This window comes from Stenotrophomonas maltophilia, from assembly GCF_047497515.2.
Lineage (GTDB): Bacteria > Pseudomonadota > Gammaproteobacteria > Xanthomonadales > Xanthomonadaceae > Stenotrophomonas.
This window is the reverse complement of sequence record NZ_JAXAXL020000018.1, coordinates 48,356-74,548: the sequence shown is the minus strand read 5'-3', so window position 1 is coordinate 74,548 and position 26,193 is coordinate 48,356. Positions and strand designations below refer to the sequence as shown.

The 26,193-nt window shown below is 67.2% G+C and carries 28 protein-coding genes and 2 pseudogenes; 14 read left to right on the top strand and 16 right to left on the bottom strand.

From position 1 onward, the window contains the following. Nucleotides 1-10: 10 nt before the first annotated feature. From ACMZPQ_RS19540 to ACMZPQ_RS19530, 3 genes are read right to left on the bottom strand one after another with little or no spacing between them, the layout of a single operon-like run. Entirely contained in the window at nucleotides 11-226 is a 216-nt protein-coding gene (locus ACMZPQ_RS19540) for a hypothetical protein (protein ID WP_197581825.1), read from the bottom strand. Then, nucleotides 223-876, bottom strand: a complete 654-nt coding sequence (locus ACMZPQ_RS19535; RefSeq protein WP_197581827.1) for an RNA polymerase sigma factor — start codon at nucleotides 874-876, stop codon at nucleotides 223-225. Before ACMZPQ_RS19535 ends, ACMZPQ_RS19540 begins: the two co-directional genes overlap by 4 nt. 37 nt (nucleotides 877-913) lie before the next feature. Continuing rightward, nucleotides 914-1,243 (bottom strand): hypothetical protein, encoded by a 330-nt coding sequence (locus tag ACMZPQ_RS19530; RefSeq protein ID WP_197581829.1) that lies wholly within the window; start codon nucleotides 1,241-1,243, stop codon nucleotides 914-916. Nucleotides 1,244-1,410: 167 nt separating this feature from the next. On the opposite strand from ACMZPQ_RS19530, the gene ACMZPQ_RS19525 reads away from it, so the two are divergent. The 6 genes from ACMZPQ_RS19525 (at nucleotide 1,411) to ACMZPQ_RS19500 (ending at nucleotide 8,145) form a co-directional block, all read left to right on the top strand. Further along, nucleotides 1,411-3,780, top strand: a complete 2,370-nt coding sequence (locus ACMZPQ_RS19525) for a prolyl oligopeptidase family serine peptidase (protein ID WP_197581831.1) — start codon at nucleotides 1,411-1,413, stop codon at nucleotides 3,778-3,780. A 10-nt stretch (nucleotides 3,781-3,790) separates the two neighbouring features. Next, nucleotides 3,791-4,210: an NUDIX hydrolase gene (locus ACMZPQ_RS19520; protein WP_197581833.1), complete on the top strand. Its 420-nt coding sequence runs from the start codon at nucleotides 3,791-3,793 to the stop codon at nucleotides 4,208-4,210. A 30-nt stretch (nucleotides 4,211-4,240) separates the two neighbouring features. Then, a complete protein-coding gene (locus ACMZPQ_RS19515) occupies nucleotides 4,241-4,798 on the top strand; it encodes a hypothetical protein (RefSeq protein ID WP_197581835.1) in 558 nt (185 codons plus the stop codon). Nucleotides 4,799-4,833: 35 nt separating this feature from the next. Further along, nucleotides 4,834-5,940, top strand: coding sequence for a hypothetical protein (locus ACMZPQ_RS19510; protein ID WP_197581837.1), 1,107 nt, complete (start codon nucleotides 4,834-4,836; stop codon nucleotides 5,938-5,940). Between the two features lie 49 nt (nucleotides 5,941-5,989). Then, complete coding sequence (gene hemF, locus ACMZPQ_RS19505; protein WP_197581839.1) at nucleotides 5,990-6,886, top strand: oxygen-dependent coproporphyrinogen oxidase; 897 nt, start codon at nucleotides 5,990-5,992, stop codon at nucleotides 6,884-6,886. Between the two features lie 95 nt (nucleotides 6,887-6,981). Beyond that, nucleotides 6,982-8,145: a hypothetical protein gene (locus ACMZPQ_RS19500; RefSeq protein ID WP_197581841.1), complete on the top strand. Its 1,164-nt coding sequence runs from the start codon at nucleotides 6,982-6,984 to the stop codon at nucleotides 8,143-8,145. Between the two features lie 23 nt (nucleotides 8,146-8,168). Here ACMZPQ_RS19500 and ACMZPQ_RS19495 read toward each other — a convergent pair whose 3' ends face one another. Together ACMZPQ_RS19495 and polA are read right to left on the bottom strand one after the other, a co-directional pair. Beyond that, nucleotides 8,169-8,648, bottom strand: a complete 480-nt coding sequence (locus tag ACMZPQ_RS19495; RefSeq protein ID WP_197581842.1) for a YetF domain-containing protein — start codon at nucleotides 8,646-8,648, stop codon at nucleotides 8,169-8,171. 342 nt (nucleotides 8,649-8,990) lie between these two features. Further along, on the bottom strand, nucleotides 8,991-11,765 hold the full coding sequence (polA, locus tag ACMZPQ_RS19490; protein WP_197581845.1) for a DNA polymerase I: 2,775 nt from the start codon (nucleotides 11,763-11,765) through the stop codon (nucleotides 8,991-8,993). A gap of 98 nt (nucleotides 11,766-11,863) precedes the next feature. Between polA and ACMZPQ_RS19485 the strand changes: the two genes are divergently transcribed. Next, nucleotides 11,864-12,148, top strand: a complete 285-nt coding sequence (locus ACMZPQ_RS19485) for a DUF2782 domain-containing protein (RefSeq protein WP_040006855.1) — start codon at nucleotides 11,864-11,866, stop codon at nucleotides 12,146-12,148. Nucleotides 12,149-12,408: 260 nt separating this feature from the next. On the opposite strand, the gene ACMZPQ_RS19480 is transcribed toward ACMZPQ_RS19485, so the two are convergent. Next, the gene (locus ACMZPQ_RS19480; protein ID WP_005411629.1) at nucleotides 12,409-12,855 is read right to left on the bottom strand and encodes a universal stress protein; all 447 of its coding nucleotides are present in this window, start codon (nucleotides 12,853-12,855) and stop codon (nucleotides 12,409-12,411) included. A gap of 186 nt (nucleotides 12,856-13,041) precedes the next feature. Here ACMZPQ_RS19480 and ACMZPQ_RS19475 point away from each other — a divergent pair, with 186 nt between their 5' ends. Continuing rightward, a complete protein-coding gene (locus tag ACMZPQ_RS19475; protein WP_197581847.1) occupies nucleotides 13,042-13,188 on the top strand; it encodes a hypothetical protein in 147 nt (48 codons plus the stop codon). Nucleotides 13,189-13,268: 80 nt separating this feature from the next. Here the strand turns inward: ACMZPQ_RS19475 and ACMZPQ_RS19470 are convergent, their stop codons facing one another. The 3 genes from ACMZPQ_RS19470 to ACMZPQ_RS19460 all read right to left on the bottom strand — a co-directional run bounded on the left by ACMZPQ_RS19470 (nucleotide 13,269) and on the right by ACMZPQ_RS19460 (nucleotide 14,789). Further along, entirely contained in the window at nucleotides 13,269-13,823 is a 555-nt protein-coding gene (locus ACMZPQ_RS19470; RefSeq protein WP_197581849.1) for a hypothetical protein, read from the bottom strand. 64 nt (nucleotides 13,824-13,887) lie between these two features. Continuing rightward, on the bottom strand, nucleotides 13,888-14,214 hold the full coding sequence (locus tag ACMZPQ_RS19465) for a low molecular weight protein tyrosine phosphatase family protein (RefSeq protein ID WP_197581867.1): 327 nt from the start codon (nucleotides 14,212-14,214) through the stop codon (nucleotides 13,888-13,890). Nucleotides 14,215-14,285: 71 nt separating this feature from the next. Then, nucleotides 14,286-14,789: a DUF1877 family protein gene (locus ACMZPQ_RS19460; RefSeq protein ID WP_197581851.1), complete on the bottom strand. Its 504-nt coding sequence runs from the start codon at nucleotides 14,787-14,789 to the stop codon at nucleotides 14,286-14,288. A gap of 182 nt (nucleotides 14,790-14,971) precedes the next feature. On the opposite strand from ACMZPQ_RS19460, the gene ACMZPQ_RS19455 reads away from it, so the two are divergent. Beyond that, on the top strand, nucleotides 14,972-15,709 hold the full coding sequence (locus ACMZPQ_RS19455; protein WP_197581853.1) for a hypothetical protein: 738 nt from the start codon (nucleotides 14,972-14,974) through the stop codon (nucleotides 15,707-15,709). Between the two features lie 100 nt (nucleotides 15,710-15,809). On the opposite strand, the gene uvrD is transcribed toward ACMZPQ_RS19455, so the two are convergent. The 7 genes from uvrD to ACMZPQ_RS19420 form a co-directional block, all read right to left on the bottom strand. Continuing rightward, nucleotides 15,810-18,002 carry a DNA helicase II gene (uvrD, locus tag ACMZPQ_RS19450; protein ID WP_197581854.1) on the bottom strand — a complete coding sequence of 731 codons (2,193 nt, stop codon included), beginning with the start codon at nucleotides 18,000-18,002 and terminating at the stop codon, nucleotides 15,810-15,812. A 9-nt stretch (nucleotides 18,003-18,011) separates the two neighbouring features. Further along, a complete protein-coding gene (locus ACMZPQ_RS19445) occupies nucleotides 18,012-19,433 on the bottom strand; it encodes an FAD/NAD(P)-binding protein (protein ID WP_197581856.1) in 1,422 nt (473 codons plus the stop codon). A gap of 45 nt (nucleotides 19,434-19,478) precedes the next feature. Beyond that, nucleotides 19,479-20,897, bottom strand: coding sequence for a cardiolipin synthase (gene cls, locus ACMZPQ_RS19440; protein ID WP_197581869.1), 1,419 nt, complete (start codon nucleotides 20,895-20,897; stop codon nucleotides 19,479-19,481). Between the two features lie 244 nt (nucleotides 20,898-21,141). Then, entirely contained in the window at nucleotides 21,142-21,309 is a 168-nt protein-coding gene (gene rpmG / locus ACMZPQ_RS19435; RefSeq protein ID WP_170272460.1) for a 50S ribosomal protein L33, read from the bottom strand. A 10-nt stretch (nucleotides 21,310-21,319) separates the two neighbouring features. Beyond that, nucleotides 21,320-21,556: a 50S ribosomal protein L28 gene (gene rpmB / locus ACMZPQ_RS19430; RefSeq protein ID WP_005411638.1), complete on the bottom strand. Its 237-nt coding sequence runs from the start codon at nucleotides 21,554-21,556 to the stop codon at nucleotides 21,320-21,322. Nucleotides 21,557-21,793: 237 nt separating this feature from the next. Continuing rightward, nucleotides 21,794-22,303 (bottom strand): DNA polymerase III subunit epsilon, encoded by a 510-nt coding sequence (dnaQ, locus tag ACMZPQ_RS19425; protein WP_049456343.1) that lies wholly within the window; start codon nucleotides 22,301-22,303, stop codon nucleotides 21,794-21,796. An 82-nt stretch (nucleotides 22,304-22,385) separates the two neighbouring features. After that, nucleotides 22,386-23,279 carry a LysR family transcriptional regulator gene (locus ACMZPQ_RS19420; protein ID WP_197581857.1) on the bottom strand — a complete coding sequence of 298 codons (894 nt, stop codon included), beginning with the start codon at nucleotides 23,277-23,279 and terminating at the stop codon, nucleotides 22,386-22,388. Nucleotides 23,280-23,387: 108 nt separating this feature from the next. On the opposite strand from ACMZPQ_RS19420, the gene ACMZPQ_RS19415 reads away from it, so the two are divergent. The 5 genes and pseudogenes from ACMZPQ_RS19415 to ACMZPQ_RS19395 all read left to right on the top strand — a co-directional run. Next, complete coding sequence (locus tag ACMZPQ_RS19415) at nucleotides 23,388-23,789, top strand: Rid family hydrolase (RefSeq protein ID WP_197581859.1); 402 nt, start codon at nucleotides 23,388-23,390, stop codon at nucleotides 23,787-23,789. Nucleotides 23,790-23,963: 174 nt separating this feature from the next. Further along, a pseudogene (locus ACMZPQ_RS19410) lies at nucleotides 23,964-24,041 on the top strand (RidA family protein); the annotation flags it as partial. Nucleotides 24,042-24,251: 210 nt separating this feature from the next. Continuing rightward, nucleotides 24,252-24,584 carry a hypothetical protein gene (locus ACMZPQ_RS19405; protein ID WP_057497800.1) on the top strand — a complete coding sequence of 111 codons (333 nt, stop codon included), beginning with the start codon at nucleotides 24,252-24,254 and terminating at the stop codon, nucleotides 24,582-24,584. Between the two features lie 56 nt (nucleotides 24,585-24,640). Next, on the top strand, nucleotides 24,641-25,894 hold the full coding sequence (locus ACMZPQ_RS19400; RefSeq protein ID WP_197581861.1) for a TolC family protein: 1,254 nt from the start codon (nucleotides 24,641-24,643) through the stop codon (nucleotides 25,892-25,894). Further along, nucleotides 25,891-26,193 (top strand): annotated as a pseudogene (locus ACMZPQ_RS19395) (efflux RND transporter periplasmic adaptor subunit); the annotation flags it as partial. The gene ACMZPQ_RS19400 and the pseudogene ACMZPQ_RS19395, both read left to right, overlap by 4 nt.

Here is a 26,193-nt window from a genome sequence, read left to right as displayed (position 1 = left end):
GGCGGGCGCCTCAGCCCCAGAAATACCAGGCCGCTGCAGCCAGCAGCGCGCCAAACAACAGCACCTGCACCACCACGTACAGCACGCCACTGTCGCGCGATTCAGCGGTAATGCGCTGCTGCAGCGCCTCGCTTACATCCGGCGTCTGTTCGTGCTGGATCTGCTCACGCAACGCCTGTGCCAGCGCGCGCTCGTCCGCATCGCGAGGGTCGGTCGATTGGCTCACAGCAGTTCTCCGGCGGTGGCGCGCCGCGTCAGCTCCTGCTTCAGGGTCTGCCGCGCGCGGTACAGGTGGCTCTTGATGGTACCGCGCGCAAGCCCCGTCACCTGTTCGATCTCGGCCAGATCGAAGTCCTCCAGGTAGTGCAGGCCCACGATCAGCCGCTGTGGGGGGCTCAATCGTTCCAGCGCCGCGCCCAGTTGGCGACCGGCCTGCAGCGATTCGCTGAGTTCAGCCGGCCCGGGCCCTTCATCGCCGATGCCCAGTTCCTCGGGCACTTCCACCGCCACCATCCACTGCGCCTCCAGCCGGCGCCGCCGTAGATGCTGCAACGCGGTGGTATAGGCCACCCGCGATACCCAGGTGCGCAACGAGGATTCAAAGCGGAACCGGTGCAGCTGGCGGAACACCGCCAGGAAGGTCTCCTGCAGCAGGTCGGCGACCTGGTCGCGATCGCCGACCATGCGCCCGATCACATGCGCACAGGTGCGCTGATGGGTTTCCACCAGCTGCGAGAAGGCCGCCTGCGAGCCATCGATGATGGCCCGCACCAAGGCCTGGTCCGTGTCCAGTGGTTCGGCAGGCGCTGCGATCGCCGCCGTGTCGGGACGGCGACGGCCCCGCAGTGCCGACAGCGCTTCGCCGAGCAGGCTCATGCGCGGGGCGCCCCGTGTGCCCGTGGCATGTTCCGGCTCAGCCCTTGCGCGCCGCAGGACGGGTGAAGTGCCAGGCCAGCAGCTGGCCGAGACCGGCACTGCCGACCAGCGCGGCGGCGGCGCCGAAGGTCAGGTCACGGGCGCCGATGGCTTCCAGCAGGGCCATCGCCAGCGCCAGGCAGACCAGGCTGATGCCCCAGCGCAGCGCACCCTGGCGGCGGCGTTCTTCTTCCAGAATGGCCAGCGAGCGGATCACTTCCTCCGGCACGTGCGGGGCGACCAGCTTGCTGCGGGCGCGGGCATCGGCAATGGCATGGATCGCGTAGGCGATGCAGATGAAGAGGGTGATCGGGATCAGTTCCTGCATGGTCGGGCTCCTGTTCGGTGGATGATGCGGGTTCAGGAGAATGGATGCGCGAGGCCGGCTACCGGTTGCAGCATTTTGCCGATTCCGCTGCCATGACCTGTGGCCCCTGCCCCCGGCCGTAGTGGCTGCTACCCTTGCCCGGTTTCCTCTTCCGGTGCCGTCCGCCCATGTCCCGAGTGCTGCCCCTGTCCCTCCTGCTGTCGGCCGTGCTGGCCGCACCGGCCGCGCATGCCGCGCCGACGCCGATCACCATCGAACAGGCCATGGCCGACCCGGACTGGATCGGTCCGCCGGTCGAGAAGGCCTGGTGGTCGTGGAACAGCCAGCAGGTGGAATACCAGCTCAAGCGCACCGGCAGCCCGGTACGCGACACCTTCCGCCAGCCGCTGGCTGGTGGCGTCGCCGCGCAGGTGGCCGATGACCAGCGCGGTACGCTGGATGTCGCCGAACCGGTCTACGACCGCAGCCGCAGCCGCAGCGCCTTCGTGCGCAATGGCGACGTGTTCGTGCGCGACCTGCGCAGCGGCGCGCTGACCCAGCTGACCCGCAGCAACGAGCGCGCGGGCAACGTGAACTTCGCCGCCGACAACGGCGTGATCTGGCGCGTCGGCCAGAGCTGGTTCCACTGGACCGCCGCCAGCGGCGTGCAGCAGGTGGCCAGCCTGAAAGCCGAAAAAGACCCGCGCACGGCGCCCAAGGCCGACGTGCTGCGCGACCAGCAGCTGCGTACGCTGGAAACCCTGCGCCGCGACCGCGACCAGCGCGAGGCACTGAAGGACCAGGACCAGCGCTGGCGCCAGGCCGACCCGACCCGCGCGCCGGGCCCGGTGTACCTGGGCGCCGACGTCGAGATCGGGGACAGCGTGCTGTCGCCGGACCTGACCCACCTGATCGTGGTCACCAAGCCGAAGGACTTCGACGACGGCCGCACCAGCAAGATGCCGCTGTACGTGACCGAATCGGGCTACGAGGAAACCGAGGACACCCGCACCCGCGTCGGCCGCAACGGCTTCGAGCCGCACACCCTGTGGTACGTGGACGTGCGCACCGGCAAGGCCGAGAAGGTCTCGCTCAGCGCCCTGCCGGGCATCAGCACCGACCCGCTGGCCGAACTGCGCCGCAAGGCCGGCAAGGAGGCGCTGAAGGGCGAGCGCAGCGTGCAGGTGATGAGCGATTTCATGGGCGGTGGCATCCGCTGGAGCGCCGACGGCCAGCAGGCCGCGGTGATGCTGCGTGCCAACGACAACAAGGACCGCTGGATCATCAGCGTCAATGCCGCCGACGGCCGCGTGCAGAACCGCCACCGCCTCACCGACAACGCCTGGATCAACTGGGGCTTCAACGATTTCGGCTGGATGGCCGATGGCCGCACGCTGTGGCTGCTGTCCGAGGAATCGGGCTTCTCGCACCTGTACACCCAGGCCGGCAGCGCCAAGCCGCAGGCGCTGACCAGCGGCAAGTGGGAAACCTCGGCGCCGGTGCCGTCGGCCGATGGCAAGGGCTTCTACTTCCTGTGCAACCAGCAGGCGCCGCATGACTACGAAGTCTGCGCGGTCGACACCGGCAGCCGCCAGGTGCGCGAGCTGACCAGCCTCAACGGCGTGGAAGATTTCTCGCTGTCGCCGGATGGCCAGCAGCTGCTGGTGCGCTACTCCGGCGCCTACCTGCCGCCTCAGCTGGCGGTGCTGCCCAGTGCCGGTGGCCAGGCGCGCGTGCTGACCGATACCCGCACCGCCGACTACAAGGCCCGCCAGTGGATCCAGCCGAAGCTGGTGGCGGTGCCGTCCAAGCACGGTGCAGGCGTGGTCTGGGCCAAGTACTACGAACCGGAAAACAAGGAACCGGGCCGCAAGTACCCGATCGTGATGTTCGTGCACGGTGCCGGCTACCTGCAGAACGTGCACCAGCGCTACCCGGCCTACTTCCGCGAGCAGATGTTCCACAACCTGCTGGTGCAGAAGGGCTACATCGTGCTGGACATGGATTACCGCGGCAGCGAGGGCTACGGCCGCGACTGGCGTACGGCGATCTACCGCAACATGGGCCACCCGGAACTGGAAGACTACAAGGACGGCCTGGACTGGCTGGTCGACACCCAGCAGGGTGACCGAGAGCACGCCGGCATCTACGGCGGTTCCTACGGCGGTTTCATGACCTTCATGGCGCTGTTCCGTGCACCGGGCACGTTCAAGGCCGGCGCCGCGCTGCGCCCGGTGGTCGACTGGCACAACTACAACCACGGCTACACCAGCAACATCCTCAACACCCCGGACATCGACCCGGAGGCGTACCGCGTGTCCTCGCCGATCGAGTACGCGCAGAACCTGCAGGACAACCTGCTGATCGCCCACGGCATGATGGATGACAACGTGTTCTTCCAGGACTCGGTGCACCTGACCCAGCGCCTGATCGAGCTGCACAAGGACAACTGGTCGATCGCACCGTACCCGCTGGAACGTCATGGCTACACCCGCGCCGATTCCTGGCTGGACCAGTACAAGCGCATCCTCAAGCTGTTCGAGCAGAACCTGAAGTGAGCAGACTGGCATGAGCCGCGCCGCGGCCACGATCCGCATCGTGGCCGCGGTCATCCTGGATGACCGTGGCCGGGCGCTGGTGGTGCGCAAGCACGGCGCCCGCCGCTTCATCCAGCCCGGCGGCAAGCCCGAACCCGGCGAAGCCCCACTGCAGGCGCTGGCCCGCGAACTGGACGAGGAACTGGGCGTGCAGCTGCGCGCCGATGCCGCCCTCGCGCTGGGCACCTTCGAAGACTGGGCGGTGAACGAGCCCGGCCACCGCGTGCAGGCACAGGCGTGGTGGGTGCAGGTGGACGGTACCGCGCAGGCGCGCGCCGAGATTGCCGAACTGGCCTGGGTGCCGCTGCAGCCGCCGCACGGCCTGCCCTTGGCACCGCTGAGCGAACACCATATCCTGCCGGCCGTCGCCACCCGGGTGACGGCCCGCTGACCGCGCGGGTGCCGATTGCAAGGACACCGGATGTCAGTGCCGCTCCCATCGCCCTCGTTGCAGCCTTCGCCCTACCAGGCGTGGATCCGGCCACTGGTCCAGGCGTCCTTCTGGCTGTCCGCGCTGCTGGCCGGCTATTTCGTGCTGCAGGGGCTGCTGGTGTGGCCGCTGCACGACGTTCCACTCTGGCAGCTGCTGGCAGGTGAAGCACAGCATCGGCAGATGCACAGCCTTTCCTGGCTGCTGGCGCACCCGGTGGGTGCCTCGATGATCGCCGCGCTGCTCTGCCTGGTCTCGGCCGTGGCCAGCTGGGGGCTGCTGCGCGAACGCTACTGGGGCCTATGGAGCTTCGTGGTGATGCTGCTGTTGAGCGCGCTGGCCAATTTCGCGATCACCTGGTGGTGGGACGTGTTCATGCGCGACATGATCGTGCTGCTCGCCGACGGGCCGGAGATGCAGCAGTCGCTGCAGCCGCGTCGCTGGATGATGACCTTCACCCTGCTCGGCACTTCAGTGCTGTTCCTGGGCCTGCAGGGTTGGCTCGCCTGGCGTTTGTTGCGGCCCGATATCCGCTCGCGCTTCCGCTGAGCCCCATTCCCTTCTCGCACGACAAGGACCGTCGCATGCGCTTGCTGGCTCTTTTCCCTGCCCTGCTGCTGTTCGCCGCGCTGCCTGCCAGCGCCGATGCCCTGCGCTGCGGCGAGTACCGCAGCCTCGATGACGGCATGGCACTGGTGTTCACCAGCCCCAGCAGCGGTTACCGCCACAACGGCATCGGTGAGCCGGAGCCGCTGTGGGTCGATCGCAGTGCGCAACAGACCCGCCTGGTCATGCTCGACGATGGCGTGGCGGAACCGATCCGGATCAGCGCCGATGGGCAGCGCATCGAGGACAGCGTGACGGTGATCTACACCCTGCGCCAGTCCCGGACCTGCACCGCCGAACCCAGCGCGGTGGCAGGCGGCTGCCGCGCTGCTGGCAGCTACTGCATGGTGCAGCTGCCAACGGCCTCGCCCGGCCAGGCCCGGCGGGCCTGCGACGAGGGCGTGGGTGCGGGCTGCTCGACGCTGCTGCGGCTGATGCGTGAGGGTGGTGCGGCGGATGCAGCCGATGAGGCAGCCCCGGCAGTCTTCGGGCGCCCGCCGCCGTGCCGTGAACACACCGGCGGGCACGATCGGCAGGCCTGCGAAGCCATGACCGACGATGCACTGGCCGCCGCCATGCGGCGGGTGGATCAACGGCTGGCACAGGAAGACGAAGACACGCTGGATTCGCCGCTTCCGGCCGCTGCACGCGATCGCCTGCAGCAGTTGTGCCTGCAGCACCGGGGTGGCCGCTTCTGCGTCGAAGTGGCCGCGCAGCAGCTGATCGCGCTGGAGCCCGCCTTGGCGGTGCAGGCCCTGCAGGTCACCTGCGATGGCGGCCGCGTCAGCGCCTGCGAACGCACCGCGCCGCTGCGTGAACTCGGCGCCGATCTGCGCCTGGTGCCGCTGCAGCGGGTGCCGTGTGGCCGCTACGAGGCCGACGGTGGCCAGTTCGACAGGTTCGACTTCGGTGATGGCAGCCAGGCCCGGCTGCACGACGGTGCCGTCCAGCTGCAGCAGAACGGCGAGACGTTCGTGCTGCGCCAGCTGGGCAATGGCGACCTGCTCGGCATGGACATCCAGACCGCCTACCAGCGCTACCGACCGGTGACCGGCGCGGGCCGGTGCCGCCCACCACGGCGCTGACCGCGGTGCGACGCACGGCCCGGGCAAGCCCTGCGGTAAAGTACGCGCCATGAACGAATTCGAGCGCGTGCGCGCCTACCTCACCGACCTGCAGGACCGCATCTGCGCGGCGATCGAGGCCGTCGATGGCCAGGCCCGCTTCCAGGAAGACCTGTGGCAGCGGGCCGAGGGCGGCGGCGGGCGCACCCGCGTGCTGCGCGATGGTGCGGTGTTCGAACAGGCCGGCATCGGCTTTTCCGACGTGGCCGGCAGCCGCCTGCCACCCTCAGCCTCGGCCAATCGCCCGGAACTGGCCGGCGCCTCGTGGCGCGCCACCGGCGTGTCGCTGGTGTTCCATCCGCTCAATCCCTACGTGCCGACCACCCACGCCAACGTGCGCTTCTTCCAGGCGCAGCGCGACGGCGACGTGGTGGCCAGCTGGTTCGGGGGCGGCTTCGACCTGACCCCGTTCTATCCGTTCGACGAGGACGTACAGCACTGGCATCGCGTGGCGCGCGATCTGTGTGCGCCATTCGGCGAGGAACGCTACGCCGCGCACAAGCGCTGGTGCGACGAGTACTTCTTCCTGCGCCACCGCAACGAAACACGCGGCATCGGCGGCCTGTTCTTCGATGACCTGCACGGCGATTTCGAACGCGATTTTGATTACCTGCGCGCGGTCGGCGATGGCTTCCTGGATGCGTACCTGCCGATCGTGCAGCAGCGCAAGGACACGCCCTATGGCGAGCGCGAACGCGAGTTTCAGCTGTACCGTCGTGGCCGCTACGTGGAATTCAACCTGGTCTACGACCGCGGTACGCTGTTCGGCCTGCAGAGCGGTGGCCGCAGCGAAAGCATCCTGATGAGCCTGCCGCCGCGGGTGCGTTGGGAATACGGCTTCAACCCGGACGCCGGCAGTGCCGAGGCACGCCTGGCTGATTACCTGGTGCCGCGCGACTGGCTCTGATCTTCCGGCACCACGCCTGACGCGTGGTGCCATCCCTACGCCTGCGGTGCGTCGTGCACCGGACAGGTCGTCTTTTTTTCCTCAAGGATGATGTCATGCCTGCGTCTGTCTCCCTTCGTCCCCGCGTTGCGGGTTGGCGCCCCCTGCTGCTGCTCGTGCTGGCCTCGGCCAGCCTGCCGGCCGCCGCGCAATCGATGGCCTGTGGTACCTACAAGGACAGCAGCGGCAACACCACGCTGACCCTCGAAAGCGAGGGCCACGGCTTCCTGTCCGGCCCCTACCAGGCCACCGAGGAACTGCGCATCGCCCGCCAGGACGACGTGCTCGGCACCGGCAACCTGTCCACGGGCCGCCTGGAAAACTGGTACTTCTCCGACAACGACCGCACCCTCAGCACGCCCTACCGCGAGTTCACCCGCGAGCGCTCCGCCGCGTGCAAGGTGATGCCAGAGCCGATCGAAGACGGTTGCGTGATGAACACCTCCGAGTGCCTGGAGGCCTTGCCGGAAGCCGAGCCGCAGAAGCTGCATGCCTGGTGCGCCGAGGGCGTCGGCGCGGCCTGCATGCGCCTGCTGGAAACCTACCAGCAGCAGGCCAAGGACGCTTCGCCGCGCACAGCGGAGCCGCCGATGCCCGAGATCTGCAAGGAGGAGTCACCGTCGTTCGACGCCGAGGGCTGCACGGCGGTGGCCAGGCAGGTCGCCTCGGAAATGATGGGCAAGGCCCTGCTCGGCCTGCAGCATTCGGTCGAAGCGCCGCTGCTGCCGGCACAGCTGGATGAACTGATCGCCCTGTGCCGCGTGCAGCAGGGCGAAACGTTCTGCGCCGACACCGCCGAGACCTTGTGGAGCAGTGGCCGCCTGCTGCAGGCCCGCGAGGCGCTGCAGCTGTCGTGTGCACAGCGCGCGGACGCCCCGGCCTGCGGGCCGGCCAAGGACCTCGGCGTGCTGGCCAGCGCTCCCGGCACGGCATTGGCACCGGTCACGGCCAGCGCGCTGCCCTGCGGCAGCTTTGAAGCCGAACGCAGCGTGCTGTCGCAGCTGCGCTTCCTCCAGGGCGGCGTGGTCGAAGCCGGTGGCCGCGAGCAGCCACTGCGCGCCAGCCTGCGCGACGGCCGCATCCTCATCCATCGCGAACTCGGCAGCGACTTCGTGCTGCAGCTGCTGCAGAACGGCAACCTGGCCGGTATCGACGGCGGCAACCGCTTCGCCTATTACGAGCGCAAGCCGGCGGCGGGCAACGCCCACTGCGCGCCCTGACCGGGGGGCTCGGCGCTACAACGTCAGGTGCTCTTGCTGGGGATGATCGTGATGTGCCCGTTGATCTCCAGCAGAGCCAGCGCGACATCCTCCACGCCCAGGCAGCCCTGCTGGCGCATGGCGGCCTCGAAATCGGCGCGGGTGACCTGTTCGCGGCGCAGCACGGTCTCGAACAGGCGCCCATCGCGCGCGATCACCACCGGCTCTCCCTCGACCAGGCGTTCGATCCGCCGGTTGCGGGTACTGACCCAGCCCACCCCGTAGTTGAGCAGGATCAGGGTCGCTGCCAACAGCAGGCCACCGCCCAGCGAGGTGTCGGTGCCCAGCAGGGCGTTCTGTACGGCATTGCCCAGCAGCACGATCAGCAGCACGTCGAACGGCGTGATCTGCCCCAGCGCGCGCTTGCCGCTGAGCCGGACCATGCCCAGCACCACGACATACACCACCACCGCGCGCAGGATGAACTCCCACCACGGCATCGCCAGTGCGAACAGATCGGGCATTGCGGCTTTCCCTGCGGAGCGGTGGCCCAGCCTAGCACCTGGGGTCCGGCCCCACCGGAGGTATTCCGGCGGCACAAATAAAAAGCCCCGCTGACCAGGGGGAGGTCAACGGGGCCGGGGAACGGGCACTTGGGGAGGAGTCCCCGTTCCGAGATCTGCTCCAGGGGATGGGAGAGATCCACAACAGGCATTGCGCCTGTCGGGAGTTATAGAAGCACTCCGAACACTAACGGTTCGTGAAGGGGCCCAATTTAATGAACTTCAATCGGGGCAACATTCATGATCGAGTCAGAAACCTCTGACTCATGAACAAATTCACGTCGTTTTCGGCTTGAAACGCCGTCAGTGCGCTTCGTCCCAGTTGTTGCCGATACCGGTATCGACCACCAGCGGCACCCGCAGTTTGGCCGCTTGCGACATGCGTTCCACCACCTGCAAACGCAAGTCTTCGACGAAATTACTTTCGGTTTCGAACACCAGTTCGTCGTGCACCTGCAGGATCATCCGTGCCGGTGCGCCACTGTCACGCAGCCACTGGTCCACGTCCACCATCGCGCGCTTGATGATGTCGGCGGCGGTGCCCTGCATCGGCGCGTTGATCGCCGCGCGCTCGGCACCGGCCCGCAGGCCCTGGTTGCGGGCGTGGATGTCGTTCAGGTACAGGCGGCGGCCGAACAGGGTTTCCACGTAGCCCTGGTCGCGGGCCTGCTGGCGCATCCGCTCCATGAAGTCGCGCACGCCCGGGTAGCGGCTGAAGTACAGCGCCACGTAGTCCTGCGCCTGGCCACGGTCGATGCCCAGGTTGCGGGCCAGGCCAAAGGCGCTCATGCCGTACATCAGGCCGAAGTTGATCGCCTTGGCGGCGCGGCGTTCGTTCGGGGTCACTTCCTCCAGCGTGCGCCCGAACACCTCGGCGGCGGTGGCACGGTGGACGTCGGCGCCCTGTTCGAAGGCGCGCACCAGGCCCGGGTCCTCGGACAGGTGGGCCATGATCCGTAGTTCGATCTGCGAATAGTCGGCCGCCAGCAGTTGGAAGCCCTCCGGCGCCACGAAGGCGCGGCGGATGCGGCGGCCGTCCTCGGTGCGGATCGGGATGTTCTGCAGGTTCGGGTCCGACGAGGACAGGCGGCCGGTGGCGGCACCGGACTGGTGGTAGCTGGTGTGCACGCGGCCGGTGTCCGGGTTGACCATCTCCGGCAGCTTGTCGGTGTAGGTGCTGCGCAGCTTGGCCAGGCCGCGGTACTCCAGGATCACCCGCGGCAGCTCGTGCTGCTCGGCAATCGCCTCCAGCGCCTCTTCATTGGTGCTGGGCTGGCCCTTGGGGGTCTTCACCACCGCCGGCAGCTTCAGCTCATCGAACAGCACCGCCTGCAGCTGCTTGGGCGAATCCAGGTTGAAGCTGCGCCCGGCCAGCTCGGTGGCCTTCTGCTGCGCGGCCAGCATGCGCGAGGACAGGTCCTGGCTCTGCCGGCGCAGTTCGTCGGTATCGATCCGCACGCCGTTGGCTTCGATCGTGGTCAGTACCGGCACCAGCGGCATCTCGATGTCGCGGTACACGCTGTCCAGCGCCGGCTCGGCAAGCAGCTGTGGTTGCAGCGCGTGGTGCAGGCGCAAGGTGATGTCGGCGTCCTCGGCCGCATAGCGGCTGGCCTCGTCGATGCCCACCTGCGAGAACGGGATCTGCTTGGCGCCCTTGCCGGCCACGTCCTCGAACTTGATGGTGCTGTAGCCCAGGTAGCGCAGGGCCAGCGAGTCCATGTCGTGGCGGGTGGCGGTGGAGTTGAGCACGAAACTCTCGAGCATGGTGTCGTCGTGGTAGCCCTGCACGTCCACGCCATGGCGGCGCAGCACATGCAGGTCGTACTTGCCGTGCTGGCCCAGCTTCTGCTTCGCCGGGTCCTGCAGCACCGGGCGCAGCGCATCCAGCACCTGCTGCAACGGCAGCTGGGCCGGCGCACCCGGGTAGTCGTGGCCGACCGGAATGTAGGCGGCCTTGCCCGGCTCGACGGCCAGGCTGACGCCAACCAGGCGCGCACGCATCGCGTCCAGCGCATCGGTCTCGGTATCGAAGCTGATCAGGTCGGCCTGCTGCAGGCGCTCGACCCAGGCCTGCAGCTGTTCGGTGGTCAGCACCGTCTCGTATTCACCGGGCGCAGCCAGCGCCGGGTCCAGCGTACCGGCGGCCGGCGCTTCGGCGCTGCCACGGGCGAAGCCGGCGGCGGTACCGCGCAGGCTCGGGGTGGCCTCACTGGCAGCGGTGGGCGCCGGCAGCGGCGCACCCAGTTCCTTCAGCGCCTGGGTGAAGCCGTAGCGCGCATACAGCTCGGTCAGCTCCGGCACGTCCTGCTCGCGCAGGGCCAGCGTGGTCGGGCTGGCGTCCAGCGCCACGTCGGTGCGGATCGTCACCAGCTCGCGGTTCAACGGCAGCCGCTCCAGCGCGGCGCGCAGGTTCTCGCCGATCTTGCCCTTCATGGTCGGCGCGGCTGCCATCACCCCGTCCAGGTGCTGGTACTCGGCCAGCCACTTGGCGGCGGTCTTCGGCCCGCACTTCTCCACGCCCGGCACGTTGTCGACGGTGTCGCCCATCAGCGCCAGCAGGTCGATGATCTGGTCGGCGCGCACGCCGAACTTCTCCATCACCGCCGCGTCCGAATCCATGCGGCTGCCGGTCATGGTGTTGACCAGCTCGATGCCCGGGCGCACCAGCTGGGCGAAGTCCTTGTCGCCGGTGGAAATGGTCACCTTCAGGTCCTGCGCCAGGCCCTGCAGGGCCAGCGTGCCGATCACATCGTCGGCTTCCACGCCGGGAATGCGCAGGATGCTGATGCCCAGCGCCTCGACGATGCGGCACATCGGCTCGACCTGGCTGCGCAGCTCGTCGGGCATCGGCGGCCGGTTGGCCTTGTACTGGTCGTACAGGTCGTCACGGAAGGTCTTGCCGGGCGCATCGACCACGAACGCCACGTAGGCCGGGCGCTCCTTCAGCGTCGAGCGCAGCATGTTGACCACGCCGAACAGCGCGCCGGTGGGTTCACCCTGTGCATTGGACAGGGGCGGCAGCGCGTGGAACGCGCGGTACAGGTAACTGGACCCGTCGATCAGGACTAATCTGCTCATGCGCCGATTCTACGCGCCCGTGCCTGCACCGCGACGACACGGCACGCACCCGGCGATGGGGCATAATCGGGGCTCTCTCCAGGCAAAGGCCCCCGCCGATGAAGACCCTGATGCTGGCTTCCGTGCTCCTGCTCGCTGGCTGCGCCAGCATGGGTGGCGCCGGTGCTCCCCCGGTGGACGTCAAGGGCGCCGATGTCTCCAAGCGCACCATGGACAACGGTGACACCATCGAGGAATACCGCGTGTCCGGCCAGCTGCGCATGGTCAAGGTGACCCCGTCGCGCGGCGCGCCGTACTACATGTACGACAAGAACGGCGATGGCCGTTTCGACAACGACAAGGACGGCGTCTCGCCGGTGTACTGGAAGCTGTACAGCTGGTGAGGTGACCGGGGGCGGATCCCTTTCCACAGGAAAGGGCTCTGACCCCATCAACGCGATCGGCACGGCCCATCCACGCATGGCGTGGATCTACCGGGACAACGAACGTGGACCCACGTCATGCGTGGGTGCCCGCCTATCAGTAGATCCACGCCATGCGTGGATACACCGACGCCCACGACCCCACAAAAACAACGCCGGCGCGCATCCTGCGGCCGGCGTCGGGTCCCCTCCCCGGGAACGCTTGAATCAACGGGTGTGGATCAGCGGATCACCAGCACCGGCAGGGTGCTCCGCGCCAGCACTTCAGCGGTCTGGCTGCCCAGCAGCACGCGGGTGACACCACGGCGGCCATGCGAGGTCATCACGATCAGGTCGCTGTTGCGCTCGCCCGCCGTCTCGATGATGCCGTCGGCCGCATAGCGGTCCAGCACATGCACCGGATTGGCGGTAATGCCCTGCTCGGCCGCCTTGGCCAGCGCCGGCTGCAGTACCTTCTGCGCGCCTTCCTCTCGGTCAGCCTTGTACTCGGGGCTGTTCATGTAGCCCACGCTCCAGCCCATGGCGTCGTACATGCCGACGGCCCACGGCTCGGAAACGGTCACGATATCGACCTCGGCATTGAGGTCCTTGGCCAGCTCCAGGCCCTTGGCCAGGCCCTTGTCGGCCAGCTCGGACCCGTCGGTGGCAATCAGGATGCGCTTGTACATGGTGGGGCTCCGTAGCGATCTGCCAGATGGGAACGACACCATTGCACACCGGATGTGCAGGCCGCGCCTTGAGCAGGATCAATCCGGCGCCGCGCAGTGGCGTGTGCGCATCGTCCGCTTGCACGCGCCGGTCAGTGCGGCGCATGCTCGGCGGGCGGCGCACTGCCGCGCTCAAGGACGACCGACATGCAGGACAACAAACCGCCCGCCTGGAGTTCCCAGAAATCCATCCTGGTCGCCGCAATCGTCACCATGGCGATGCTTTTCGGCGGCTACCAAGTCGGCAAGGACATGGCGCTGCGCGACAACGCGCGGCAGGCGGCCGGCCGCTAACCCGCTTCTGTGGAGCCGAGCCCACGCTCGGCTGCAGGACCCGGGAGCCGAGCATGGCTCGGCTCTACATTTCCCCGCCCTCAGGCGATCTGCACCACGCGTGCGTTCCGGCACAGCGGGTAGCTGGCCACGAATTCGGCGATCGCATCGCGCATCGCCTCGAACGATTCGCCGTACATGTACAGCGCGGTCTCGGTCGGGCCCTGCCACCAGCTGCAGATCTCGCCGAGGCCGTCGATGTTCTCCGACAGCTGTTCGAACACGTGGTTGGAATCGCACTGCTCGTAGACTTCGTCCGGCAGGGTCAGCCCGTCCAGGTAGATGCCCAGGCCTTCGGTCACGCCGAAGCTGCGGTCGGCCTCGCCCGCACCCTGCAGCTGCGAGCCCTTCGGTGCACCCAGCTGCTCCAGCAGATCAATCAGCTTCGGTACGCCGGCGGCATCGACCAGCGCTACTTCGATATCGCCGTACTCGACCTCACCCAGGTCGGACATCGCGGTCCCGCCGCCGGTCAGCTCGCCCACCTGGGCTGCCTGCAGCAGCGCATCGAGCGGATCCTCGAACAGTTCATGGCGGTGCTCCGGCTGCAGCCGGGCGTTCAACTTCACGGTGACGTGCAGCGTGGGGTCGGTCATGGGGGCGTTCCTGGAAGGTGTGGCTTCTATTGTAGAGCCGATGCTCGACTGCCTTTCCCCCTGCTCAGCGCAGGAACGGCGTCACCTTGCGCTTCAGCAGCTCCACCAGCACCGGGTCCATGTAGTCGTAGTCGTCGGGGATATCCAGACAGATCACCCGCTTGCCGCCCAGCCATGCCTTGTAGCGGCTGGACAGCCGGTTGCGATGCGCCTTCTCCATCACGAACACCAGGTCAGCCCACTGCAGCAGCTCCGGGCTGAGCACTTCCTCGGCGTCGGCCAGCAGCCCGGCCGAGGCGGTTTCAATTCCCGGCCAATCAGCGAACACCTGCTCGGCCGTCGGGCTGCGCAGGCGGTTCTGGCTGCAGAGGAAGAGCACGTGGCGGGTCATGCCCGCAGCGTAATCGGTGTCAGAGTTCTTTTCCATCGGAAAAGGTCTCTGACCCCACGCCGTGCGCGCTTCTACTGATCGACGGTGAAGAGAACGAATCGCTTGCTGTTTGCTGCCGTCCTGAACAAGTCTCGTACACATTGGAACCATTCCCAGGTGTACTGAAAGTCATCTTCACTTGGCAGCTCACCATATTCCGCAGGATCGATCATGAAATATCGATTACGGAACGCGCTGATGTCGATGTTTTCTATGAACGTTGCCACCAGTGCAACCTGATCCGGGGTCTTCAAACTTAGAATGAAGTCGTCACCCGAGTTCAAGGGCTCACCGTCGACCACCAGGTAGCGGAGCACCCCATCGGGATCCAGGGAATCATCCAACTTCATCGTCATCGCACGATCCATGGCGTCCCAAGCCTTTGCACTCTCCGCAGCGTAGGGCGACTCATCCCCCAGATAGACCTCCTCGAATACTTCTTTGACGAAGTTCACCCGAATCTCTCCATCGGGCTGTGCGCGAAGGAGCGATACCTCCTCGGCGGTCAATGCGAAATGAACACCAAGACAAGACATCTACACTCTCCGGAGATCAACAGAACCGAAGGAGAGTAGCCCCGAAGACCAGCACTTCCTATCGGAATAGTTGTAAACCCGGCCGCCAGGACACGTTTCCTTCGGGAAAGGCGAATCGCGTCCTACGTGATTGAAGTGCTCTCGGACAAGTTGCATGGTCGGAGAACACTCGAAAGGCCATCATGGGCTTTTCCACCGCCCAGATTCCCATGATCACCAAGGATGACCTGTTAACGACGTTCGGAGAGGTGGCCGAAGTCCACGGCTGCTACTTCAGCAAGTACGTAGTCGCGACGTACGTACTCTATTGCTGCATGAGGAATGCCAAGGGACATGACCTCGCGATCGCGTCCAAGAATGTCGATGATCCGGAATTCGCCGCCAGCGTTGTACTGAACGCGCCGCCCCGTCTTTCACACGATGGGCCAACGATCTTTGAAATTCCTTCCAACGCCTATGGGTTCACTCATGCGATGGCGGTGCCCAGCACGTATCACGGGCTTCTGAACCGGATCGAGAAGCGCACGGGTCTGTTCCTGTGCCTGCCGATCTTCCGGTGTGAGTTCAACGGCAACGAATCAGAAGATGACTTCAGGTGGTCCACACATCACATCGTTGACGTCAACAACTGGCATCGGACCAGGCAGCCGAAGATAAGCGTGTACTTCGACAATCCCCGCACTGGCGGCGGAACGGACAAGGGCGGCGCCATCGTGAGCCTGGAGACGTTGATAGCACAGATCGACAACCTCAACGGCGTGGGCAACGGCTTCTTTGAGATCACCAACTACCGCGGCGAGGTGATCGAGGTGCTGTCGCCGGCAGAAAGCCACTACGTGTTGATCCGCAACCGCCAGGATGAAGAAGCGATGGATCGCGCGCGGTTGGTGGCAGCCGTGGAGACGTTCACTACCGGCTGATGGCTGACTGCAGCTGTTGCGCCGAGCCCATGCTCGGCTGGGCTTTCCCGCGATGGAGTCAGAGCCCTCCCTGCGGGAGGGATCCGACCCTCGACGGTGATCAGATCACCGTCAGGTTGGCATACGCCATCACCAGCCACTTGCTGCCGGCGTCGGCGAACTCGACCTGCACGCGGGCGTGGGCACCGTTGCCTTCGTAGTCGGTCACCATGCCTTCGCCGAACTTGGGATGGCTGACCAGTGCGCCGAGCTTGATCGGCGGCGCCTCGATCGAGGCATGGCCCATCACCCGGCTGGCGCCCATCGAGGCCGGCCGCGAGACCTGCACCTTCGGCCGCACTTCGTGCAGCAGCTCACGCGGGATCTCGCGCAGGAAGCGCGACGGCAGGCTGTAGTTGTCCTGGCCGTGGATGCGGCGCGATTCGGCGTAACTCAGCACCAGCTTCTGGCGCGCGCGGGTGATGCCCACGTAGGCCAGGCGGCGCTCTTCTTCCAGCCGACCGCTTTCCTCCAGCGAGCGTGCACTGGGGAACAGGCCCTCTTCCAGGCCGGCCAGGAACACCAGCGGGAATTCCAGGCCCTTGGCCGAGTGCAGGGTCATCAGCTGCACGCCGTCCTCGCCCGCCTGCGCCTGGCCCTCACCGGCCTCCAGCGCGGCATAGGCCAGGAACGCGACCAGCTCGTCCATGTCCTCGCCCACTTCCTCGATGTCGTCGGCACGGCGCACGAAGCGCGAGGCCACAGAGACCAGTTCGTCGAGGTTGTCGGTGCGCGATTCCGAATCCAGCGCGTTGCGGCTTTCCTTGCTCCAGTGCTCGCGCAGCTGCGAGCGGGCCAGCACGTGGTCCACGCGCTCGGCCAGGGTCATCTGCAGGGTCTGCGCCTGCAGCTCGTTGACCAGCACCAGGAAGCCGGCCAGCGCATTGCGCGCGCGGGCGGCCAGCGCACTGCCCTGGGTGACCAGCATGGTCGCTTCCCACAGCGAGATGCCCTGCGCGCGCGCCTCACGGCGCACTTCGTCCAGGGTGCGGTCGCCGATGCCACGGGTGGGCGTGTTGACCGCGCGTTCAAATGCCGCGTCATCGTTGCGGTTGGACAGCAGGCGCAGATAGGCCAGCGCGTCCTTGATTTCGGCACGTTCGAAGAAGCGCATGCCACCGTACACGCGGTACGGCACCTGTTCACTCAGCAGTGCTTCTTCCAGCGCGCGCGACTGCGCGTTGCTGCGGTAGAGCACGGCCACTTCGGTGTAGCTGCCACCATCGCGCACCCACTGGCGGGCACGCTCGACGATGTAGCGCGCTTCGTCCATCTCGTTGTACGCGGCGTACAGGTCGATCGGCTCGCCGTCGCCGCTGTCGGTCCACAGCTGCTTGCCGATGCGGTCGGGGTTGTGCGCGATCACCGCGTTGGCGGCGCCGAGGATGTTGGCGGTGGAGCGGTAGTTCTGTTCCAGGCGAATGGTCTGCGCGCCCGGGAAGTCACGCAGGAAGCCCTGCACGTTTTCCACCTTGGCACCGCGCCAGCCATAGATGGCCTGGTCATCGTCGCCGACCACGAACACATGGCCGGAATCACCGGCCAGCACGCGCACGAAGGCGTACTGGATGGCGTTGGTATCCTGGAATTCGTCCACCAGGATCTCGCGGAAGCGGGCACGGTAATGCGACAGCAGCGCCGGGTTGTCGCGCAGCAGCTCATGCGCGCGCAGCAGCAGCTCGGCGAAGTCGACCAGGCCGGCGCGGTCGCAGCGTGCCTGGTACTCGATGTAGGCCTGGCGCATGGTTTCCAGCCACGCGTCGTTCGGTTCGGGCTGGATGTGCTGCGGGCGGCGGCCTTCGTCCTTCTGCGCGTTGATCCACCACGCGATCTGCTTGGCCGGGTACTTGCCGTCGTCCAGTTCCAGCGCCTGCACCACGCGCTTGACCAGCCGCAGCTGGTCGTCCGAATCCATCACCTGGAAGCCTTCGGGCAGCTTCGCGTCCTGCCAGTGCAGGCGCAGCAGGCGGTTGGCCAGGCCGTGGAAGGTGCCGATCCACATGCCGCGGCTGCCATTGGGCAGCTGTGCGTCGATGCGGTGGCGCATTTCGCCGGCCGCCTTGTTGGTGAAGGTCACCGCGAAAATGCCGTGGGTCGGCACGCCATCGACTTCATGCAGCCAGGCGATGCGGTGGGTGAGTACGCGGGTCTTGCCGGAACCGGCACCGGCCAGCACCAGGTGGTGGCCGGGGGGAGCGGAGACGGCTTCGCGCTGGGCCGGGTTCAGGCCATCAAGCAGGTGGGAGACATCCATGCCCCCATTTTACGGCATCGCCGTCGCGGCTCCTGCGACCACCCGGGTTGCCAGTGCGTGCGCCTGCTGACGCAGTTCAGGCACGGCCAGGCTTTCCCACAGGCTGCCGATGCGCAGGCTGCCGAGCACGCCCAGCCGTGCCTGCGGCTGGCCACCGGTGGCGCACAGGCGATCCCCCGGCACCGTGCTGTCCAGGCCCAGGCCGTGCGGGCCGGGGCGGGCAAGGCCGTCAGCCTGCAACTGTTGCAGCAAGGGATTGCGCAACGCGCTGGCACGGGTTTCCACGCCGGTGGCGTTGATCACGCCGCCGATCGTCCACTGCTGTTCGTTGCCCAAGGCATCGCGGCCAGACAGCTGCAGCGCATCGGCTTCACGCCAGACGCGTTGCAGGCGCGACCGGTGGATACGCAGCTGGCCGCTGTCCTGCAGCGCCTGCAACTGCGCATCCACCTCTTCAGCGATGCGGTGGCGATGCACGTCCCAATAGCGCACCACATGGCGCAGGAAACGGCGCTGGTCGGCCTCATCGAGGCTGCACCACAGTGCCTGCCCGTGCGGGCGGATGCGGTCCATCACGCCCTGCCACGGCATGCCTTCAGCCTGTGCCTGGCGCGCGAAGCCGCGCAATGCGCGCAGGCGCTGGCGCAGGTTCATCGGCAGCAGCGTGGCCGGGTCGAAGCTGGGCAGGCCACCGTGGGCATGCGGCAACGGCAGCAGGCCATGGCGCGAGATCACATGCAGCGGTCCGCTGTGGCCGGCGGCGACCAGCGCCAGCACGGTGTCGGCCATGCTCAGGCCGGAGCCGACGATGGCCACGGCCTGTTCGCCGGCCAGGGTGCGCACACCGTCGTAGTCCCAGGCCTCGATCACGTCATCGGCGGGCAGCGCGTCGGCGCCGGCGACCGGCAGCGGGCGCATGCTGTTGCCGGTGGCCAGCACCGCCTGTGCGGCGTGCAGTGTCTGGCCGTCGCCCAGCTGCAGCCGGTAACCGTGGTCATCCGGCTGCAGGCCCAGCACCGGCTGCGCGATCACCTGCAGCTGCGCCGGGCTGGCTTTGGCGGCGTCCTGCAGGCGCTGCTGCAGGTAGGCCGCGAAGTAGTGGCGGCACACGTAACGCTCGCCCAGCACCTCGCGCGCCTCGCCCGGGTAGGCATCGGCGTCCATCAGGTAGTCGAGGAAATCGCCAGGCTGGTCGGCAAACGCACTCATCTTCGCCGCCGGTACGTTCAGCAGATGCTCCGGCCACGGCGTGGCATAGGCGATGCCCTGCGCCAGCTGCGAAGCCGGTTCGAAAATGGCCAGCGCCAGCGGCGCCTTGGCCTGGCGCAGTACCTGGATCGCCACCAGCACGCCGGCCGCACCACCACCGATGATTGCCAGGTCCAGTTCGCCATTACGCGGTGAATCAGTCATGTGCCGATTGTAGGCCATCGGCGATGACGGGCCGGCGTGCCGAAGTAGGCGGTTGCTGCAGCCTCACATCAACGCATCGGCCAGCCGTGCGATGCCTTCGCGGCTGCGCCGCCACGTCGGGCGGCTGCGCCACTGCTGCAGGTCCAGCTGCCGCGACTCGCGCAGGTAGCCGTCCTCGATCGCGCACAGCTGCTGGACCAGCGCGCGGTCGTAGCAGATCAGGCCGATTTCGGCATTCAGCGCAAACGAGCGGATATCCATGTTGATCGAGCCGAGTACGGCAATGTCCTCGTCCACGCTCATGTGCTTGGCGTGCAGGAACTGCGGTTCGTACAGGGCGATGCGCACGCCACAGCGCAGCAGCTCGTCGTAGTACGCCTCCTGCGCCCACGAGGTCAGCCGCTGGTTGTTGCTGGCCGACAGGATCAGCTGCACGTCCACGCCGGACAACGCGGCAATGCGCAGCGCGCTCAGCGTGGCTTCGTCGGGCACGAAGTACGGGGTGACCATCACCAGCCGGCGCCGTGCCAGGTGGATCAACGCCGCCACCGCATCACGCGCGTTGCTATAGGGATACGCCGGACCACTGGGCAGCAGTTGGGTAGCGATGTCATCGCTGCACTCGGGCACATCGGCGATCACGTCCAGGCGCTGGCCGGTCTCCATGTACCAGTCGCTGGCGAACACCGCCTCCAGATGCGCCACCGCCGGGCCACGCACGCGCGCCACCAGCTCGCGGTTCGGGTGGCCGGGCACGAATCCGGGACCGGCCAGGTTCTGCGAACCGACGTAGGCCACTTCGTTGTCGATCACCGCGATCTTGCGGTGGTTGCGCAGGTCCATGCGCCCGCTGCGGCGCCAGCGCAGGCCACCGGGCAGCATCGCGCGCACTTCGATGTCGCGCGCTTCCAGGCGCTTGCGATAGGCGCGCAGGCCGCGCTTGGCTCCCACCGCGTCGAGCAGCACACGGCACTGCACGCCGCGCGCGGCCGCACGCTGCAGTGCCTCGACCACCGCCTCGCCCACCGCGTCATCGAACATCAGGTAGTACAGCAGGTGCACGCGGTCCTCGGCCTGGTCGATGTCGGCGATCAGCGTGTACAGCGATTCGTCGTAGTCGGTCAGCAGGTCGACCGCATTGCCGTGCACCGGCATGAAGTCACCCTGGCGCTGTACCAGCGGCACGATCTCGGCGCTGGCGGTGTCCGCTTGCGGGGTCCAGCGCAGACGGTGCTGCAGTGCCTGTTCCTCGCGGATGACCTGCGAGGCCTCGGCCTGGCGGCGGATGCGCTCGCGCGACAGCCACGGGTGGCCGAACAGCAGGTACAGCGGCAGGCCCAGCAGCGGCACGAAGCCGACCAGCAGCAGCCAGCTGCGCGCCGCCCCCGGCGTGGTGCGGGTGGGGATCCAGCACAGCGCGACCAGCCGGATCAGCCAGTCGATCAGCAGCAGGTACGAACCCAGCAACCACTCGAACAGCATCGCGTCGCCCGTCGGGAGGTGATGGGCCATTCTGCCCAGCAGGGTGTGCAGAGTCGAGCTTGCTCGACTGCTTTGAACCAGCGTGTCGACCAGGGTCGACACCTACCGGGTGTGGGGACAGCGTGCCGACCAACGGTCGGCACCCACCGCGGCAATGCAGGAAGTACCCACCACCTGGATGCCAGACATGAAAAAACCCGCCACAAGGGCGGGTTTCTTCGCGGGGACCAGCAATCCTTGCGGATTACTTGATCTTGCCTTCCTTGTACGGGACGTGCTTGCGCACGACCGGATCGTACTTGGAGAATTCCATCTTCCCCGGGGTGTTCTTCTTGTTCTTGTCAGTCGTGTAGAAGTGACCGGTACCGGCGGTCGAAATCATACGGACCTTATCGCGCTTGCCTGCCATGATCGTCTACTCCTCAGACCTTTTCGCCGCGCGCACGCAGCTCAGCCAGAACGGAATCGATGCCGTTCTTGTCGATGGTGCGCAGTGCATGCGCGGAAACACGAAGCTTCACCCAGCGGTTCTCGCTGGCAACCCAGAAGCGGCGCTCGTGCAGGTTGGGCAGGAAACGACGACGGGTCTTGTTGTTGGCGTGCGAGACGTTGTTACCGGTCTGCACTCGCTTGCCGGAAACCTGGCATACGCGGGACATGGCGCACCTCGATAGTAAGTTGTGTCAGCCCGTAGCCCGGGAGACGGCGGCCTCGGTGGTTGCCCACCACACGTCAAGAGAATCAAAGGGTTACGCTGGCGTTGGGCGGCCGGGGACGTGCTCCCGGGGACGCCGCCCGGTAGAAAACCGGACACAGCGAGCCGCGCATTATGCACGGGTTCAAGCACTTGCGCAAGTTACCCACAGGCTGTGGCTGAACACGCCCGGTGGCGGGCCTCAACGCAGGTGCGGGATGACCTGCGCCAGCAGATGGGCATCCTTCAACGCGCCGTGCAGGCCGCGGTTTCCCGGAATGCGCAGGCGCTGCAGTACATCGTCCAGCTTGTTGCCCTGGCCCGGCCAGCGCCCGCGCGCCAGCTTCAGGCTGCAGGTGATGCGGCAATGCTGGGCCAGCGTGCCGGGAATGCCGGACAGGCGCAGCTCGTTGTCCAGGAAGCCCACATCGAAGGTGGCGTTGTGCGCGACCATCTCGCTGCCGCGCAGGAACGCCAGCAGTTCGGCGGCCTTGCTGGAGAACAGCGGCTTGCCCACCAGCATCGCATCGCTGATGCCATGCACGCGCTGTGCGCCCCAGTCGACCTTGCGCTGCGGCTGCAGGTAGGTGTGGAACTGGCGCCCGGTCAGCTGGCCATCGATCAACTCGACGGCACCGATCTCGATCACGCGATGGCCGAGCCGATGGGAGATGCCGGTGGTTTCGGTATCCAGTGCGACGATGCGGCTCATGCGTGACGAAGTTTCCGGTTGCGTGCTGTGGTGATTTTCGCACGTGCCACCGCGTGAGCGGCTTCGGAAACGTTGCAGATGCTCACCCCAGCACCTCCACCACCCAATCAATGAACACCCGCAGCCGCTGGCTCATGTGCCGGTTCGGCGGGAACATCACGTGCATCGGCATCGGCGGCAGCTGCCAGTCCTGCAGCACCGGCAGCAGCTCGCCATGCGCCACGTGCGGCGCGGCCATGTAGCTGGGCAGCGCCACCACGCCCAGACCCGCCAACGCAGCGGCCAGATAGGCGTTACCGTCGTCGAAGCCGACCGTGTAGCGGCCCTGCACCTGGACGCGCTCATCGCCGCGCTGCGCGCTGAACACCCGCGCCCGGCCGCTACGCGGGCTGAGGAAGCCGACCATGTGATGGTCGGGCCCGTCCAGCGCGCGCGGGTCGGCCGGCAGGCCGAAGCGCTGCACGTAGCCCGGGCTGGCGTGGAAGCCAATCGGCAGCGCGCCGAGCGGCCGCGCCACCAGTGCCGGGTCGGCCGGCGTGCCGCCACGGATCACGCAGTCGACGTTGTCGGCGATGACATCGACCTCGCGATCACTCACGCCGATATCCATCTGGATCTCCGGGTAGCGCGCCTGGAAATCCGGCAGTGCCGGCACCAGCCGCAACCGCGCGTACGGCCCGGGCACATCCACCCGCAGGCGCCCGCGCGGCTGGGTGGCCGCATCGCCCAGCCCGCCCTCCACCTCTTCCAGCTCGGCCAGCAGGCGGGCGATGCGCGGGTAGTAGGTCGCCCCGTCGGCGGTGACGCTGACCCGCCGGGTGGTGCGGTTGAGCAGGCGCAGCCGCAGGTGCGCCTCCAGCTGCTGCACCAGCTGGGTGACGGTGGTGCGGCTGATCTGAAGCGTGAGCGCGGCGCGCGTGAAGCTGCCGGTCTCCACCACCCGGGCAAACGCCCGCATCGCCTCGAAGCGGTCCATGACAGGCCGTGATTGTTTGGGATTGGCAATCAATCTAGGCCGATAATCGCGGTTTATCCAGACAGCGTCGGCGGGGAGGATGGCGTTATCTCCCACGGGATCTTCCCCATGTCACAGCGTGATGTCGTTTTCCCCGCCGGTCGCCAGGCCCTGTACGAGCGCAACCGCTACTCGCCGGCGATCCGTTCCAATGGCCTCCTGTTCGTCTCCGGCCAGGTCGGCAGCCGCGAGGACGGTTCCCCCGAGCCGGACTTCGAGACGCAGGTACGCCGCGCCTTCGAGAATCTCAATGCGGTGTTGGCTGCCGCAGACTGCACGTTCGATGACGTGATCGACGTGACCGTGTTCCTGGTCGATCCAGAGAAAAATTTCGAGAAGGCCTGGGCAATCGTGCCCGAATACTGGGGCGAGGCGCCGCACCCGACCCTGACCGGCATCGGCGTGACCTGGCTGTACGGGTTCCAGTTCGAGATCAAGGTGATCGCGAAGCTGCCCGTAGACCGGCGGTAGTGCCGGCCGCTGGCCGGCAGCAATGTGTCGGGGGTAGAAAAGCGTGTACGGGTTCCAGTTCGGGATCAAGGTGATTGCGAAGCTGCCTGTAGACCGGCGGTAGTGCCGGCCGCTGGCCGGCAACAATGTGTCGGGTGTAGAAAAGCGTGCCGACCAAGGTCGACACCTACCAGGGCAGTCGGCGTGACCTGGCTGTACGGGTTCCAGTTCAAGATCAAGGTGATCGCGAAGCTGCCTGCAGACCGGCGGTAGTGCCGGCCGCTGGCCGGCAACATCGAAAGGCGTGTCGACCAAGGTCGACACCCACCTAGGCAGGAGGTCAGCACCTACCAGAGCAGGAGGTCAGCCCCACCAGGGCAGAAAGCCCCCCAGCCCGACGCACCTGAACGGGAGATTCCGACGGATTCCCGAAGCGGCCATTGATATTGTATCCGGCGAAAACCGCTTGCTAGCCTCGCCTTCATGCGCTGGATCACCCGCCACCTCCGTTCGACCCTGCTGATGCTGCTGATGGCGGCGTTCGTGGTCGTGCCGGTGGCCGACGCACTGGCGTGCACGGTGGAACCGCACGCCAGCACGGTGCACGTGGAGTCCGCGCCGGATGCCGATGGCGATACCGATGGCAAGCATGTCGGTGCCTGTGGCCACAACCACTGCCACCATTCCAACCTGAGCCTGCCGGCCAGCACCCTCGCTGCCTTCGGTGCGCCACTGCCGGCGCGCTGGATGAATGCAGGCGATGCGGCGACCTATGCGGTCGCCCAGGATGAATTGACGCGTCCTCCCCGGGCGTGAGTTGAGCGCGTCCCGCGATTGCGGGCTCCCGTTTCACTCACAACCGGAATCCCCCTATGTCGATCCTGACACCTCGGTCGCCGCGCGCGGCTGGGCTGGTCGTCGCTGTGCTGCTGGGCCTGGCCCCGGCGGCATCGGTGATGGCGCAAGCCGCCCCCTCCTACGACACCCTGCTTGAACGCCTGGACCAGCTGCCCGGCACCCGTGTGGGTGCCGCACTGGCCGAGGCCGCCGATGCGCGCGCCGACCAGGCCCGTGCGCTGCCCAATCCCTCCCTTTCCTACTCGGCCGAAAACGCCTGGGGCTCTGGCACCTACCGCGGCATGGGCAAGGCCGATACCGTGCTCACCCTGTCCCAGCCGCTGGAGGTCTGGGGCCAGCGTGGCGCGCGCGTCCGGGCCGCCCGGGCCGAGGCACAGGCCGCTGCCCTGCGTGGTTCGCAGAGCCGCAGTGATGTCGCCAGTCAACTGGCGGTGGTCTACGCACAGGCGGAAAGTGCATTGCGTCGTTACACCCTCGCCAGCGAAGCGCTCGCGCTGACCCGCGATGATGCGGCCGCCGTCAACGCGATGGTCAAGCAGGGCCGCGAACCGCAGCTGCGCGCGGTGCAGGCGCAGAGCGAAGTGGCCAATGCCAGCGCTGCGCTGGATGAGGCGCAGGCGTTCCGCGATGCCGCGCTGGCCCGCCTGGCCGGTGCCGCGCTGCTGGATGCGCCGGTGCAGTCGATCGACAACAGCCTGCTCGACCGTGCCCCGCCGCTGCCGCGTGGCGCCACCGACGTGGCGCTGGCGGTGCGCATCGCCGAAGCCGAAGCCGATGCAGCCGGCAAGCTGGTCGACGTGGAGCGCAAGCGCGCCCTGCCCGACCTCAGCGTCACCGCCGCGCAGACCCGCTTCCGCGAAGGCGGCGAGCGTGCCTACAACCTCGGGGTCAGCCTCAGCATCCCGCTGTTCGACCGCAACCGCGGGGGCATCCGCGCCGCCAATGCCGACCAGCGCGCGGCCGAGGCCCGCCTGGACCAGCAGCGCCGCGACAGCGAGGCCGAACGCCTGTCTGCCGTGGCCGGGCTGAAGGCGGCCGGCAGCCGTACCCGCGCCGCCGATGAAAGCGTGGTCGCCGCCGAAGAGGCGTATCGCCTCGCACGCGTCGGCTTCGACGCCGGACGCATCTCGCAGCTGGAACTGCGCAGCACGCGCAGCGCCCTCATCGCCGCCCGCGGCACCGCCGTGGATGCGCGCCTGTCGCGCGTCGGCGCCGAAATCGATCTTGCCCGCCTTGAAGGGCGCGCACCTTTTGTGGAGGCCCCATGACTCTCTCCCGTTCCTTCCCCCTGATCGGTGGCCTCCTGCTGACCGTGTTCCTTGCCGGCTGCGCCGGCAATGCGCAGACGCCTGCGAATGAAGACCCCGCTTCCGCCAAGGCCGGCACCGACGATGGCCACGGCCACGCCGCCGACAGCAAGGAAGCCCAGGCAGAAGCCGCCAAAGCACCCGCCGACGCTGATGAAGGCGTAGTGCAGCTGACCCCGGAACAGATCAAGGCGTCCGGTCTTGAAGTGGTCGCCGTCGGTCGCGGTGGTGGTGGTTCGACCCGCCTGTCCGGCCGGGTC